Source organism: Sandarakinorhabdus sp., from assembly GCF_032115815.1.
Taxonomy (GTDB): Bacteria; Pseudomonadota; Alphaproteobacteria; order Sphingomonadales; family Sphingomonadaceae; genus Sandarakinorhabdus.
In genome coordinates this window covers 1-13,932 of the sequence record NZ_JAUMBI010000243.1, presented here as the reverse complement: position 1 = coordinate 13,932, position 13,932 = coordinate 1, and the positions used below count along the sequence as shown (strand labels likewise).

The window sequence follows — 13,932 nt, the reverse complement described above, 5'->3', positions numbered from 1 at the left end:
CCTCTCGGCGATTGGCGATCCTGAAAACAAACGGGTGCAGGGACTGCGACCCTGCCCGCCGGAGGCCCCTTTTCGCTCTCGAAACCGCGAACGGCCGCCCGCCTGTCCTACACGGGCAAAGCCTGTCATCATGGCACTGCCTTGGCGCTTGGGCGCGGGATGGCCGTGGGTCGTGAAAAAATCCTGTATCCGATACAATTCGTCAAAACTGGCAAATCTGAAATCGTACAATTATTGATTTGATTCCAGTGATTTACTCGTGATGGCACGGGTGGCACTCGGAGTTTCGCTCTTTCACAGGTTCAGGGGCGAGCGGTCGCCAAAATCAGCTCAGCTCCCGTGTCAGGCGGGGGTGACGGTGGGAGATATGGGCCACCCCAAAACGAACGGGTGCAGGGGCTCAGCCCCTGCCCGCCGGAGGCCTTCACGCCGGCGGGATTTCGCCCAGCGAGGCCGGATCGGGCGCGCCGTCCAGATCAAGCGCGCCGCGGATGATCGTGTCGGCGCCCGACATGATGTCGCCGCTGCACAATTGCAGATCGAGCCGTTCCAGATCGCGGCGGCGATATTCGGCTTCGATGGCGTCGATCATCGTTTCGGGCGTGCCCAGCGCGGTGAGCACTTCGCGGCCCATGGCAACGGCGCCATCCAGCGTTTCGCGCACCACCTGTTCCACGCCAGCCTGGCGCAGGGCGATATTGTGGCTGCGATCAAAGGCGCGGGCGATGATCGGCAGGTCGGGCCATTCGGTCTGAATTGGTACCAGCACCGCCTTTGGATCCCAGCGGCCATCGATGGCAAACACCAGGGCGCTGGCGGTTTCGATGCCGGCGGTGCGCAGGATATCGAGGCGGGTGCCGTCACCCCAGAACACGGTGTTGCCAAAGCGGGCGGTGATATCGATGAGTTCGGCATCCAGATCGATGGCGGTGATGGCCTGCCCGCGAGCCCGCAGCATCTGGGCGATCACCTGCCCCACGCGGCCGCTGCCGACCAGCACGACATGGCCGCCGTGGCCAGCGGTGCCGGCGCTTTCCGGGCCGTCGCGGCTGCCGGGATCGTCCTTGCCGGCGATCATCCGCCCGGCCAGCCGGAACAGCAGCGGCGTGAGCGCCATCGAACAAGTGACGACCGCGCCGAACAGTTGCGCCGCCGAATGGCTGATCAACAGGCCGCGTTCGGCTTCGGCAAACAGCACGAAGCCGAATTCGCCGCCTTGGGCCAACAGCAGCCCCATCTTGAAGGCACGCGGCCATTCGGTGCCGAAACTGCGCGCCAGCACGGCGATGATGGTGGTTTTCACCGCCATCACGCCCACCACCAGCGCCAGCACCAGGCCCCAGTTGGCCGCGACCACGCCCAGATCAAGGCTCATGCCGATGGCGATGAAGAACAGGCCGAGCATGAGCCCGCGGAACGGCTCGATGTCGGCTTCCAGGGCGTGGCGATAGGGCGATTCGGCCAGCATGACGCCGGCGACGAACGCGCCCAGCGCCATCGAAAGCCCCAGGCTGGCCATCAGCAGTGCGCTGCCCATCACGCAGAGCAGAGCGGCGGCAACAAAGGCTTCGCGGGCGCCCAGCGATCCGATGATGCGGAACAGGCGCGGCAGGGCATAACGGCCGACCAGCACCAGAAACAGCAACGCACCCGCCGTCATCAGCGCTGTTTGCCAGCCCGGCACCGGATTGGGGCGCGGGGCGCGGCTGAGGGCGCCGACAATGGTGAGCATGGGGACGATGGCCAGATCCTGGAACAGCAGCATGGCAAAACTGCGCTCGCCAAACGGCGTGGCGGCCATCTGGCGCTCGTTCAACAGTTGCATCACCAGTGCGGTGGAGGACAGGCCCAGCGGCAGGCCGACGACCAGCGCCGCCTCCCAGGTGAAACTGGTGAGCGCCAGCAGAAGCCCGGTGAGCCCAAGCCCGCACAGCAGTACCTGTGCCAGCCCCAGCCCGAAGATATCTCGCCGAAGGGCCCACAGCCGCGACGGCTGCAGTTCCAGGCCGATCACGAACAGCAGCAGCACGATGCCAAACTCGGCGAACTGGAGGGTCTGTTCGGCATTGCCCACCAGGCCAAGCACCGCTGGCCCGATCAATATGCCGGCGGCGAGATAGCCCAGCACCGCCCCCAGCTTGAAGCGGATGAACAATGGCACCAGCACAACGGCGGCCGCCAGATAGACGACGATATCGCGCAGCAGGGTGGAGCCATGCTCCATCAGGCGGCGACCTGCCCGGCTTCGGCGAGCGCGGCCAGCACGGCATCAAGCGCGAGCAGGATCGAAGGATGGCGGGCGCGGTGGGCGCGGGCCGGCACGAAGATGGCCCAGCCTTCCGGCGCAGCTTCGGCGCGGCTGGCGAGGAAATCGGCGAGGGCAGAACGGGTGGCGGTGAGCGCAGCAGCGTCCATGCCCGGCACGCGTTCCATCACCACGGCAGCACTGGCCTGGCCCAGCGTGCAGGCCTTGGTCGCGTCCAGCCCCACGGCGGCGATGCGGCCATCCGGCCCGAGCGCCACATCGGCGATGATCTTGCTGCCACACACGGGGGAGACCCGGGTGGCGCTGCCATCCGCCGCCGCCAACCGGTGCGCGCCCTCACCCGCCAGTTTCAGGCGCAGAATCGCCGCGTTGTAGAGGGTTTCGGACATGTGTACTTCTTACCCGTCCCGCCCCTGTTGTGGATAGGCGGGAAAATGCCGCCCTTCAGGCGCGGCGCCAGGTCGTGCCGCCCGGTCCATCCTCCAGCAGCACCCCTTCGTCCACCAGCGCATCACGAAGGCGATCGGATTCGGCCCAGTTCCTGGCCTTCCGCGCCGCCACGCGCTCCGCCACCAGCGCGTCGATGCGGGCCGCGTCCGGATCGGCGTTGCGGGCGTCGCTGGCATGACGGCTCCTTTCCGGCCCCAGCGAGGGCAGGCCGAGGAACGCGAGCGCGCCCAAAAGCGCCTCGCGGTCCTGCTCGATGCCGGCGATGGCAGCCAGCGCGGCGGGCGTGTTGAGATCGTCGGAAAGCGCTTCCACCACCGCAGCCGGCGGCGGCGGGCGCACGCCCTTCGGCACATCGCCCAGCTTGCGCAGCCATTTGTCCAGGCGGCTGCGGACCTGGGTCAGCAGCGCTTGGTCCCACGTGAGCGGCTGGCGATACTGGGCGGACAGCAGCCCCAGGCGCAGCTCGTCACCCGTCCAGCCGGCCTCCACCAGCTCACCGACGCTGAGCACATTGCCGAGCGACTTGGACATCTTCTCACCGCCGCCGAAGTTCAGGAAGCCGTTGTGCATCCAGATGTTGGCCAGCGGCGCACCATCATGGGCGCAGGCGCTCTGCGCGCATTCATTCTCGTGGTGGGGGAAGGTGAGATCAATGCCACCGCCGTGGATATCGATGGTGGTCCCAAGGCTTTCGGCAATCATCGCCGAGCATTCGATATGCCAGCCTGGCCGACCACGACCCCAGGGCGAGGGCCAGCCGGCCTGGTCCTTGCTCGACGGCTTCCACAGCACGAAATCGGCGGCGTTCTTCTTGTACGGCGCCACTTCAACCCGCGCGCCGGCGATCATTTCGTCCAGCGGCCGGCGCGACAGGCTGCCGTAATCGCCGTGGCTGGCCACATCGAACAGCACATGGCCTTCCGCCACATAGGCATGGCCCTTGGCGATCAGCAGATCGATCATCGCCACCATCGCAGGGATGCTCGTGGTGGCGTGCGGGTGCAGATCAGGACGTTCCACGCCAAGGGTGGCCGCGTCTTCCAGATAGAGAGACTCGTAGCGCTCGGTGATCACGTCGATGCTCACGCCCTCGGCACGGGCCTTGTCCATGATCTTGTCGTCGATATCGGTAATGTTGCGGGCGTAAATCACCTTGTCCGGGCCATAGGTGTGGCGCAGCAGGCGCTGCAGCACGTCGAACACCACGGCGGGACGGAAATTGCCGATATGTGCCCGGCCATAAACGGTGGGGCCGCAGACATACATCGTCACCCGATCGGGATTGATCGGCACCAGTGCCTGCTTAGTGCGGGCGGCGGTGTTATACAGACGGATCATCAGATAGCGGTTCCGGGGCTGGATTTTTCCTGATCATCGAGGAGCTTGTCGAGCGAGTTGCGCTCCTTCTTGCCGTACCCGTCACCCTCCTCGTCGTCGCCAAAACCGGGCAAGCCGGCATGAGGGTCGCGCTCAGGATTGATCAGCTTCTGCTGCTGGTTCCACGCATCGCCAACGTAAGAGACCATGGCGCTCGCCACCAGCGCCAGCGTTGGCGTCGTCTTCGCCCTGGCCAGCCAATCGGGCCGGCTATCGTCACCCGGCACGATCTTCATGCCCAGCGTGATTAGCAGGAAAATCAGGCTGGCGGCCAAAAAGCCCTTCACCAAGCCAAAGCCAAGGCCGAGCAAGCGGTCCACCGGGCCGATCACGCTGCCCTTGGCACTGTTCGACAGGAAACTGCCGATCAGCTTGACCAGCAGCACGGCGATCAGGAACGGCCCCATTACGGCAGCGACCGCAGCGATGAGTTCACTGCCACTGGCCGTTTCGAAAATGGCGCGGGCCGGCGCATAGAACAGCCGCACAGCGACGAAGCCGGCCACCCAGGCGGCCAGGCTGGCGACTTCGGCAATGAAGCCGCGCATCAGGCCAAAGACGGCCGTGATGCCGACGATCAGCACCACGATCCAGTCAAAGCCGGCAAGCTGCGTTACAGTGTCCATACAGCAGCGCCTAACCGATTTGGGGGCGTGGAAAAAGCCTATTCCGGCCGGCCAAGGTGATCCACCAACCCGTTCATCGTGCGAAACCCGCTGACCAGCATCGGCCCTCCAGCCATGGTCCCGTCCGGCACGAAGGCCCGGCCAAAGCCCAGCTTCGCCGCCTCCTTCAGGCGCAAACTAGCCAGGCCGGCCGCCCGCAATTCGCCCGATAAGGCCACTTCGCCAAAAGCCACAGCGTCTGCAGGCAGCGGGCGGTCCGTGAGCGCCGAAACCAGCGCACAGGCCACTGCAAGATCGGCCGCCGGATCGGCAATCCTGAGGCCGCCGGCCACGTTCAGATAGACTTCATGGCCGCCGAAGGCCAAGCCGCAGCGCGCTTCCAGAACGGCCAGCAGCATCGCCAGCCGGCCCGAATCCCAGCCCACCACGGCCCGGCGTGGCGTCGCGCCTGATGGCACCCGCACCACCAGCGCCTGGATTTCGCACAGCACCGGCCGCGTGCCTTCCAGCGCCGGAAACACCACGGCGCCTGTCACGCTGGCGCCTTCGGCACGGCTGGTCAGGAACAGGCTGGATGGGTTGGCGACTTCCTCCAAGCCGTCAGCGCCCATAGCGAATACGCCGATCTCGTCCGTCCCGCCAAAGCGGTTCTTCACGGCGCGCAAGATGCGGTACTGGTGGCTGCGCTCCCCTTCGAAATAGAGCACCGTATCGACCATATGTTCGAGCACACGCGGCCCGGCCAACTGCCCGTCCTTGGTGACATGACCCACCAGAATCAGCGCGGCGCCCGACAGCTTGGCATAACGGATCAGTTCCTGCGCCGATGCCCGCACCTGAGAAACTGTGCCCGGCGCGCCTTCCAGCGTGTCTGAATGCATGGTCTGGATGGAATCGATCACCAGCAGACCGGGTGGGGCCTTCAGGCTGGTCAGCGTTGTCAATATGTCCCGCACATTGGTTTCGGCCGCCAGCGCCACATCGGCCTTGGCCAGCCCCAGCCGCCGCGCCCGTAGCCGCACCTGGTCCGCTGCTTCCTCGCCTGAGACATAGGCGACACTCGCCCCTGTGCGCGCCATCTTGCCGGCCGCCTGCAATAGCAAGGTAGATTTGCCGATGCCGGGATCGCCGCCGATTAGGGTGACACTGCCCGGCACCAACCCCCCGCCCAGAGCGCGATCAAGCTCGGCAATGCCTGTGCTCAGCCGCGGCGGCAGCGCCACATCGTCGGCCAGACTTTCCAGCGCGATGCGCCGGCCGCCACCCTGTAGCGATTGCTTGGCCGCAAAGGGCGTGAACACTGGGGCGGCTTCCTCCACCAGCGTGTTCCATTCCTTGCAGTCCCCGCACTGCCCCGCCCAGCGCGGCGCCACCGCCCCGCAGGCCTGGCACACGAAGCGCGTCTTGCCTTTTGCCATCACATACCATCCAGAACAGAAAGGCAACATTAGGCGGGCGCGGCGGCACTTGCAAGCGGCCTGCCCGCCGTGCGAGATGCAGCCATGCGCACTCTCCTCCTCTCCCTGCTCCTCGCAACTGCTGCTCCGGCGCTCGCCCAGCCAGCACCCATCAAGGCTGCTCACGCGAAAATTGCTGCCGATTATGATCAGACCATCGCCGAGGTGATCGAGCTGACGGAAATCCCCGCCCCGCCGTTCAAGGAAACTGCACGCGGGCAGCGCATACTGGAGAAGTTCAAGGCACTGGGCCTCAGCGATGTCCACATCGACGCTGTCGGCAACGTGATCGGCACCCGCCCCGGCAGGGATCGCGCTACCAAGGCGCTGATGGTCGCCGCCCACCTCGATACGGTGTTCCCCCCCGACGTGCCCATCAAGGTTCGCCGCGAATTCAACACGCTGCATGCGCCCGGCATCGGCGATACCACCGTCACCCTGGCAGCCTTGCTGGCCTTTGTTCGCGCCATGGACGCCGGCAAAGTGCAGACCACTCGCGATATCATCTTCGTCGCCAACGTCGGTGAAGAAGGACAGGGCGATCTGCGCGGCGTGCGCCACATCTTTTCGGCCAGCCCACTGAAACCCCGCATCGGCGATTTCATAAGCTTCGATGGCAGCAATGTCGCGCGCATCGTCAACGGCGGCGTCGGCTCCCGCCGTTACCGCGTCGCCTTCAAGGGGCCGGGCGGCCACAGCTATGGCGCGTTCGGCATCGTCAACCCGATGGCGGCGATGGCCGGCACCGTGCAAGGCCTCTACAAGATCGCTCCGCCCACTGACGTGAAGACCACCTTCGCCGCCTCTACAATCGCCGGCGGCACTTCGGTGAACTCCATCCCCAATCTCATCCTCGCCGAATTCGACATGCGCTCGGCCTCCACCACCAATCTGAAGGCGCTCGAAAGCCAGTTCCTGAAGATTATCGAAGACAGCGTCGCCGCCGAAAACGCCGCCCGCGACACGCGCTACGGCAAGATCAGCGCGGTCCCCGAACTGATCGGCGACCGCCCAGCCGGCACCACACCGGCCACAGACCCCCTGGTGCAAACCGCCGAACGGATTCTGAAAGCCGGCGGCTACGATGCCCAACTGATGCCCAGTTCCACCGACAGCAATATCCCGATCAGCCTCGGCATCCCGGCCATCACGCTGGGTGCCGGCGGCGGCGGCTTCCGCGCCCACGCGCTGGATGAATATGTGAACGTGGAGCGCGGCACCTTCGTGAAAGGGCTGACCACGGCGTTCGACATCGTGGTAGAAGTGGCCAACATCAAGCGCTGAGGCAATTCCTGCTTCTCGCCTTGAAATTCCCCAGCACTTGCGGGGGCTTGAAGGGTCAGCCAGACTGATCTGTGAAAGGAGGCCCCTTTGCAGACAAAGGAGCTGCGCCTCGCATTGGTCTGTTACGGCGGGGTAAGCCTGGCGGTGTACATGCATGGCCTCACCAAGGAGGTGTGGAAACTGGCGCGCGCCTCGATGCGGCGGCACAGTCCGGCCGGATTGCCGCCGGCGCGGGACAGCGAGATTGTCTATCAGGCACTGCTCGACAGCCTGCCCGGCCTCGATCTCAGGGTGATGTGCGACATCGTTGCCGGCGCTTCGGCGGGCGGCATCAACGGCGTGCTGCTCTCCCGGGCACTGGTGGAGGGCCATGATCTGGATGCCATCCGCGGCCTGTGGCTGGACGGGGCAGACAGCGACGTTCTGCTCGACAAGGCGGCAGCGTCGCGGCCGCTGTCGAAGCTGTGGGCGATCCCGCTGGTGTGGTGGGTGCGCCGGCGCGGCCTGGAGGATGAAGACAAGGCCGAAGTCGCGGCGCACGGCGAGGTGAAGCGCAAACTGTCCCGTTTCATGCGCAGCCGCTGGTTCAAGCCGCCGTTTTCCGGCGCGGCCTTCTCGGGCCTGCTGGCCGATGCCTTTGCCGCGATGGAGAAGGGCGAGCGCACGCCGCCGCTGGTGCCGCGGTTGCACCCATTCGATCTGTTCGTGACGGTGACCGATTACCACGGCGCGCCGCAGCGGCTGCGGCTGAACACGCCAGAAGAAGTGACCGAGCCCGAACACCGCCTGGTGATTGGCTTTGCCTGCCCCGGCGACGGGGGAGAGCGGCGTCTGGGCCCCACGCCCGATCTGGTGTTTGCGGCCCGCGCCACGGCGAGTTTTCCCGGTGCCTTCCCACCGGCACGAATTTCCGAGATCGACGAATTGCTCAAAGGCCGCGGCGAGGATTGGCCCGGGCGGCAGGCCTTCATCGATCGGGTGCTGCCCGGCCGCCTCCAACCGGAGAGCGTCGACCTGATCGATGGTGCCGTGCTCGACAACCGGCCGTTTGGCCCGGCGCTGGCCGCCCTGGGCAAGCGGCCGGCGCATCGCGAGGTGGACCGGCGCTTTGTCTATCTCGATCCCAAGCCGGGGATGCACGACGATGGCGCGGTGACCGGCCAGCCGCCCGGCTTTTTCGGCACCATCTTGCGCTCCCTCGCCGATATCCCCCGGCAGCAGCCGATCCGCGACAGCCTGGGCACGATCGAGGCGATTTCGACCCGGTCGCGCCGGCTGCGCCATATCGTGATCGGCATGATGCCGCAGGTGGATATCGCCATCGACGCCGCCATCGGCATGCGGCTGCTGCTGTTCTCGCCCAGCCTCGAACGGCTGGCGGCCTGGCGCAGCCGCATGAACAGCGAGGCGGCGAAAGCGACGGGCTTTGCCTATGGCGCCTATGGCCGGCTGAAATTCGCCATGGTGACCGAACGTCTGGCCGAGCGTATCGCCGATCTGGGCGGGCAGGAGGTGGGCGCGGTGCGGGCCAGCCTGTGGCGCCACCTCAACGCCGGCGGTGTCAACAAGCCGGAAAGCGCCATCGGCAAGACCGGGGCGGCGTCGCCCTATGTGCTGTTCCTGCGCAATTTCGATGTCGATTTCCGCATCCGCCGCCTGCGTTTCCTGATTCGGCGGGTGAACATGGAACTGGCTGGGGCGGACGAGGCAACGGCGACGGCGCTCGGCAAGATCAAGGCCGGGCTCTACGCCATATTGGGCCCGCATTTGCTGTGCTGGCCCAGCGCTGGCAGCGTGGCGGCCGCCGGCAACGCCATCGCCGATCCCGCCAGTGCACTGGCCGCCGTGGCCAGCGCCCTCGACCTGAAGGGCCTTGATGGCCGCAGCGATGCCGAACTGGTGGCGCTGCTGGCCAGCGGGCTGCCGCGCCGCCTGCGCCGCGATCTGGTGGCGGCCTATCTCGGCTTCCCCTTCTTCGATATCGCCATCCTGCCGCTGATCGCCGATGGCAACATCGACGAGCTGGACGAGATCAAGGTTGATCGCATCAGCCCCGAAGACTGCTCGGCCCTGACTGCGGTCGGCGGGCATCGGCTGAAGGGCGCTCTATTCAATGCCTTTGGTGCCTTCTTCAGCCGCGCCTATCGGGAACATGATTATCTGTGGGGCCGCCTGCACGGAGCCGAGCGGCTCATCGACCTGATCGTCTCCTCCCTTCCCGCCAAGGCCCGGCCCGATGCGGCCACCCTCAGCGAAATCCGCCGCGCCGCCTTCCGTGCCATCGTGGCGGCAGAGCGGGCGCATCTTGTTGACATTCCAGACACGATCGCCGCGCTCGATACCGCGCTGGCCGAATGATCACTCCGCCGGTTGGGTTTTCCCTGCCGGCCGGTACTGCCGCAGATAATGAATGATGATCGCCATGCCGAACATCGTCGGGATGGCCCAGATCGCCGGGTTGAAGGCGTGGGTGGGGAACATCTCGATCAACCCGACGGACAGGAATGCCGTGTAGGCCGCAATCCCGGTCGCCACCATCGCCTTGAAATGTTCGGGGATATAGGCGCGCGGGCTTGCCGGCGTGCTGAAGATATAACGGAAATAGGTGGTGCTGGTGCCAAAGCCGAGCAGCGCCACCATCACCATCAATATCGGCTCCATCACAGGCCCATTGCGATCCAGCAGATACAGGCCATGCACCAGGCAGATGCCCGCCGCCAGCATGGTGCCGCCCTGCACCGCCAGCATCGACCAGTGCCGGTTGCCGGGATGATCACGCCGGTTGCTCACCATCACCAGCCCGTATCTGGTCATCGAAATCGCCAGCAGTCCAAGATAGACCATCATTGTGCCGAACATGCCGCGATAGAGCACTTCGTCGGTCAACTGCGGATGCATCGCCAGCGGCCACACCAGCGACAGCGCCCCCATTCCCAACGCCTGCCCCGCCGCGGTATAAATCGCTGCCGAAAACATGAACCCCCAGCGCCGATGCGCCGGCCCGCCCTTGCGCGTCAGCACTGCCCCCCAGAAACTGGTGAGCGCCACCACGCCGGCTCCGACGTGAATGGCCAGGAAGATGTGGAACAGCCAGGGCATGGGTTTGTGCTGTCAGTGCCTTTTGGGTGCCTGCCTTCCTTGGCCACAACGGCGGCCTGAGGGCAAGAGGATCGGTGTTGCTTCAGTCAGCAGGCGGCCAGTCCTCCCCCGCCGCCAGCGCCCTGAGCTCCGCGCGCAGTTCTGCCGCTTTTGACGATTCGTATCGAATTGGGGAATTTGTCTGCGCGGCCCGTCGCTCCAACCGCTTCAAATGAAACAACAACAGCCGCGCATCACACGGGCGCCTCCGTACAGCCACGGTCTGGCCATCCCGCTCGATCACCTCCTCCTCCCCCTCCAGCACCCGGTCCATCGCCAGATCCTCGATCCAGCGATCCCGATCGGCCAAGGCGTCATCCCAGGCGCGGGCGAACTCCCAGCTGTGCAACTGCCGCCGCAACCAATAGGCCGATTGCTTGCTCATCCCTGCGGCTTTCGCCGCCGCCGTCACATTGGCCGTGGCGGCGAGATGATCCAGAAACCGCTGCTGCCGGGCTGGCGTCCAGCCGTTGTGCTGCGGGCGGAGAGCGGGCGGCTTGGAGGGCTTGGAGCTGTTCATAAAGGTTAATATAACCGATGAACGGGGTTGTAGGACAGATGGGGACAGAGGAAGTGAGGCCTCCGGCGGGCAGGGTCGCAGACCCTGCACCCATTTGTTTTTGGTTAGCCCTTTGACCAAATATTACACCGTCGCCCCGGACTCGATCGGGGCCCCGGATCAAGTCCGGGGCGACGAGCGCTTTTGGGATGGACGCTGCTGATACTCCCACCGCCTGTCATGCTGGCGCTGGCCAGCATCCATTTTGCCGCCGGGTGCCTGTGTGGCTGCGGATTGCCCTCGATCAACGGTGGATGCTGGCCTGCGCCAGCATGACGTGTGTTTGTGGGGCGGGCGCGCTCCAAAACAAACGGGTGCAGGGGTCACCCCTGCCTGCCGGAGGCTTGTCTGGTTCTTGCGTGCGGGAAGGGCCGGCATCCGTAGTGTCGGCAATGGCTGGAGGGGCGGCGCGCGTGCATACTGGCCGCCATGACCGCCCTCGCCCTTGGCCTGCGCTATTTCGCTGGCGTGTTTGCCATCGCCTTTGCGTTGGGCACGATCCGCACATTGTGGTTGGCGCCGGCGGTGGGGGCGATGGCCGCCGTGGCGATGGAAGTGCCGATCATCCTGGCGGTGAGCTGGTGGTGGGGCCGCCGCTTGCTGGCGCGGCAGCCGCTCGGCCTGGCGGAGCGGGTGGTGATGGGTGGTTCGGCGTTTGTATGGCTGATGCTGGCGGAGTTCGGGCTGGCGATGGCGTTCGGGCGGGCGCCGGGGGCCTATCTGGCGTCGTTCTTCACAGCAGACGGCCTGCTGGGGCTGGCCGGGCAGCTGGCGTTTGCGGCCTTGCCCCTCTTCATAAAGCCCGCCCGCCGCTAATGCTGCCTTGCAACATCGGCAGGCCCATGCTAGCCGCGCCCCGCACACGGTGGACCTTGTTCATCGCGCCTTTTGTCATATCCGATTCAAAACGGGGCTGAAGCCTTGGACGCACAAATTTCATCCAGCGTGGCCACCGGCCTTTCCGGGCGCTATGCCCGTGCCTTGTTCGCGCTGGCGATCGAGGGCAAGGCGCTTGCCGCCGTTGAGGCCAGCCTGGCGACGCTGACCGAGGCGCTGGCCGAATCGGCTGATCTGACCGCGCTGACGTCGTCGCCGCTGGTTGGTCGCGGCGCGGCGGGTGCCGCTGTTGCGGGTGTGGCCGATGGGCTGGGCCTTGATGGGCTGACCAAGAATTTCCTCGGCGTGCTTGCTGCCAATCGCCGGCTGGCCTTGTTGCCGGCGGTGATCCGCGATTTTGCCGCGCTGAACGCTGCCCGCAAGGGTGAAGTGACCGCCACCGTAACGGCAGCCCACAAGCTGACGGCGGCGCAGCAGAAGGCGCTGGGCGCCAAGTTGAAGGCCGGCATCGGCCGCGATGTGGCGCTGACCGTGAACGTTGATCCGTCCATCCTGGGCGGCCTGATGGTGCGCGTTGGCAGCCGCCTGATCGATTCGTCATTGAAGACCCGGCTCGACATGCTCGGCCAGGCACTCAAAGCTTAAAAGAGGACCACCCAGATGGACATCAATGCCGCTGAAATCTCGCGGATCATCAAGGATCAGATCGCCAATTTCGGCACCGAAGCGCAGGTTTCGGAAGTCGGCCAGGTGCTCAGCGTTGGCGACGGTATCGCCCGCGTGCATGGTCTGGACAATGTGCAGGCCGGCGAAATGGTCGAATTCCCGGGTGGCATCAAGGGCATGGCCCTGAACCTGGAAGCCGATAACGTTGGTATCGTGATCTTCGGTTCGGACAGCGCCATCAAGGAAGGCGACACCGTCAAGCGCACCGGCACCATCGTCGACGTGCCGGTGGGCAAGGGCCTGCTGGGCCGCGTTGTGGATGGCCTGGGCAACCCGATCGACGGGAAGGGCCCGTTGGTGGACGTGACCCGCATGCGCGTGGAAGTGAAGGCGCCGGGCATCATCCCGCGCAAGTCCGTCCACGAACCGATGCAGACCGGCCTGAAAGCGCTCGACGCGCTGGTGCCGGTTGGCCGCGGCCAGCGCGAACTGATCATCGGTGACCGTCAGACCGGCAAGACCGCTGTCGCCATCGATACCTTCATCAACCAGAAGGGCGTGAACGCCGGCACCGACGAGAGCAAGAAGCTGTATTGCATCTATGTCGCCGTTGGCCAGAAGCGTTCGACCGTGGCGCAGATCGTGCGCGCGCTGGAAGAAAATGGCGCGATGGAATATTCGATCGTGGTCGCCGCCACCGCTTCGGAACCGGCCCCGCTGCAGTTCCTGGCGCCCTACACCGGCTGCACCATGGGCGAGTTCTTCCGCGACAACGGCATGCACGCCGTGATCGTGTATGACGATCTTTCCAAGCAGGCCGTGGCCTATCGCCAGATGTCGCTGCTGCTGCGCCGCCCGCCGGGCCGCGAAGCCTATCCGGGTGACGTGTTCTATCTGCACAGCCGCCTGCTGGAGCGCGCCGCCAAGATGAACGACGCCAACGGCAATGGCTCGCTGACCGCGCTGCCGATCATCGAAACGCAGGCGGGTGACGTTTCGGCCTACATCCCGACCAACGTGATTTCGATCACCGACGGCCAGATCTTCCTGGAAACCGAATTGTTCTACCAGGGCATCCGCCCGGCCATCAACGTCGGCCTGTCGGTGAGCCGCGTCGGTTCCGCCGCGCAGACCAAGGCGATGAAGAAGGTCGCCGGCTCGATCAAGCTGGAGCTGGCGCAGTATCGCGAAATGGCGGCGTTCGCGCAGTTCGGTTCGGATCTTGATGCCTCCACGCAAAAGCTGCTGAACCGCGGCAAGCGCCTGACCGAG

At 65.5% G+C, this 13,932-nt stretch carries 12 protein-coding genes; 5 read left to right on the top strand and 7 right to left on the bottom strand.

Translation table 11 applies throughout. From position 1 onward, the window contains the following. Positions 1 to 424 precede the first annotated feature (424 nt). The 5 genes from RT662_RS13815 to radA are packed head-to-tail and all read right to left on the bottom strand — an operon-like array spanning position 425 to position 6,137. On the bottom strand, positions 425 to 2,224 hold the full coding sequence (locus RT662_RS13815) for a monovalent cation:proton antiporter-2 (CPA2) family protein (RefSeq protein ID WP_313671273.1): 1,800 nt from the start codon (positions 2,222 to 2,224) through the stop codon (positions 425 to 427). Beyond that, complete coding sequence (locus RT662_RS13810; RefSeq protein WP_313671272.1) at positions 2,224 to 2,655, bottom strand: iron-sulfur cluster assembly scaffold protein; 432 nt, start codon at positions 2,653 to 2,655, stop codon at positions 2,224 to 2,226. Before RT662_RS13810 ends, RT662_RS13815 begins: the two co-directional genes overlap by 1 nt. Before the next feature lie 55 nt (positions 2,656 to 2,710). Beyond that, the gene (cysS, locus tag RT662_RS13805) at positions 2,711 to 4,054 is read right to left on the bottom strand and encodes a cysteine--tRNA ligase (RefSeq protein WP_313671271.1); all 1,344 of its coding nucleotides are present in this window, start codon (positions 4,052 to 4,054) and stop codon (positions 2,711 to 2,713) included. Continuing rightward, positions 4,054 to 4,719 carry a CvpA family protein gene (locus RT662_RS13800; protein ID WP_313671270.1) on the bottom strand — a complete coding sequence of 222 codons (666 nt, stop codon included), beginning with the start codon at positions 4,717 to 4,719 and terminating at the stop codon, positions 4,054 to 4,056. The genes cysS and RT662_RS13800 overlap by 1 nt, the downstream gene beginning before the upstream one ends. Before the next feature lie 38 nt (positions 4,720 to 4,757). After that, complete coding sequence (radA, locus tag RT662_RS13795; protein ID WP_313671269.1) at positions 4,758 to 6,137, bottom strand: DNA repair protein RadA; 1,380 nt, start codon at positions 6,135 to 6,137, stop codon at positions 4,758 to 4,760. Between the two features lie 84 nt (positions 6,138 to 6,221). Here radA and RT662_RS13790 point away from each other — a divergent pair, with 84 nt between their 5' ends. Together RT662_RS13790 and RT662_RS13785 are read left to right on the top strand one after the other, a co-directional pair. Continuing rightward, the gene (locus RT662_RS13790) at positions 6,222 to 7,460 is read left to right on the top strand and encodes a M20/M25/M40 family metallo-hydrolase (protein ID WP_313671268.1); all 1,239 of its coding nucleotides are present in this window, start codon (positions 6,222 to 6,224) and stop codon (positions 7,458 to 7,460) included. 87 nt (positions 7,461 to 7,547) lie between these two features. After that, positions 7,548 to 9,818, top strand: a complete 2,271-nt coding sequence (locus RT662_RS13785) for a patatin-like protein (RefSeq protein WP_313671267.1) — start codon at positions 7,548 to 7,550, stop codon at positions 9,816 to 9,818. Here RT662_RS13785 and RT662_RS13780 read toward each other — a convergent pair whose 3' ends face one another. Beyond that, positions 9,819 to 10,559 carry a hypothetical protein gene (locus RT662_RS13780; protein ID WP_313671266.1) on the bottom strand — a complete coding sequence of 247 codons (741 nt, stop codon included), beginning with the start codon at positions 10,557 to 10,559 and terminating at the stop codon, positions 9,819 to 9,821. Between the two features lie 82 nt (positions 10,560 to 10,641). Then, positions 10,642 to 11,118, bottom strand: coding sequence for a hypothetical protein (locus RT662_RS13775; RefSeq protein ID WP_313671265.1), 477 nt, complete (start codon positions 11,116 to 11,118; stop codon positions 10,642 to 10,644). A 468-nt stretch (positions 11,119 to 11,586) separates the two neighbouring features. Here RT662_RS13775 and RT662_RS13770 point away from each other — a divergent pair, with 468 nt between their 5' ends. The 3 genes from RT662_RS13770 to atpA all read left to right on the top strand — a co-directional run. Continuing rightward, positions 11,587 to 11,973, top strand: coding sequence for a hypothetical protein (locus RT662_RS13770; RefSeq protein ID WP_313671264.1), 387 nt, complete (start codon positions 11,587 to 11,589; stop codon positions 11,971 to 11,973). Between the two features lie 105 nt (positions 11,974 to 12,078). Beyond that, positions 12,079 to 12,639: a F0F1 ATP synthase subunit delta gene (locus RT662_RS13765; protein WP_313671263.1), complete on the top strand. Its 561-nt coding sequence runs from the start codon at positions 12,079 to 12,081 to the stop codon at positions 12,637 to 12,639. A gap of 15 nt (positions 12,640 to 12,654) precedes the next feature. Then, the coding region (gene atpA / locus RT662_RS13760; protein WP_313671262.1) for a F0F1 ATP synthase subunit alpha at positions 12,655 to 13,932 on the top strand (1,278 nt) is incomplete at its 3' end.

Excerpts from the sequence above, each read along its gene's own strand:
- RT662_RS13800 (WP_313671270.1), bottom strand. The coding sequence starts at position 4,719 with ATGGACACTGTAACGCAGCTTGCCGGCTTTGACTGGATCGTGGTGCTG.
- RT662_RS13770 (WP_313671264.1), top strand. The coding sequence starts at position 11,587 with ATGACCGCCCTCGCCCTTGGCCTGCGCTATTTCGCTGGCGTGTTTGCC.
- RT662_RS13810 (WP_313671272.1), bottom strand. The coding sequence starts at position 2,655 with ATGTCCGAAACCCTCTACAACGCGGCGATTCTGCGCCTGAAACTGGCG.
- RT662_RS13780 (WP_313671266.1), bottom strand. The coding sequence starts at position 10,559 with ATGCCCTGGCTGTTCCACATCTTCCTGGCCATTCACGTCGGAGCCGGC.
- RT662_RS13790 (WP_313671268.1), top strand. The coding sequence starts at position 6,222 with ATGCGCACTCTCCTCCTCTCCCTGCTCCTCGCAACTGCTGCTCCGGCG.
- radA (WP_313671269.1), bottom strand. The coding sequence starts at position 6,137 with ATGGCAAAAGGCAAGACGCGCTTCGTGTGCCAGGCCTGCGGGGCGGTG.
- RT662_RS13775 (WP_313671265.1), bottom strand. The coding sequence starts at position 11,118 with ATGAACAGCTCCAAGCCCTCCAAGCCGCCCGCTCTCCGCCCGCAGCAC.
- cysS (WP_313671271.1), bottom strand. The coding sequence starts at position 4,054 with ATGATCCGTCTGTATAACACCGCCGCCCGCACTAAGCAGGCACTGGTG.
- RT662_RS13815 (WP_313671273.1), bottom strand. The coding sequence starts at position 2,224 with ATGGAGCATGGCTCCACCCTGCTGCGCGATATCGTCGTCTATCTGGCG.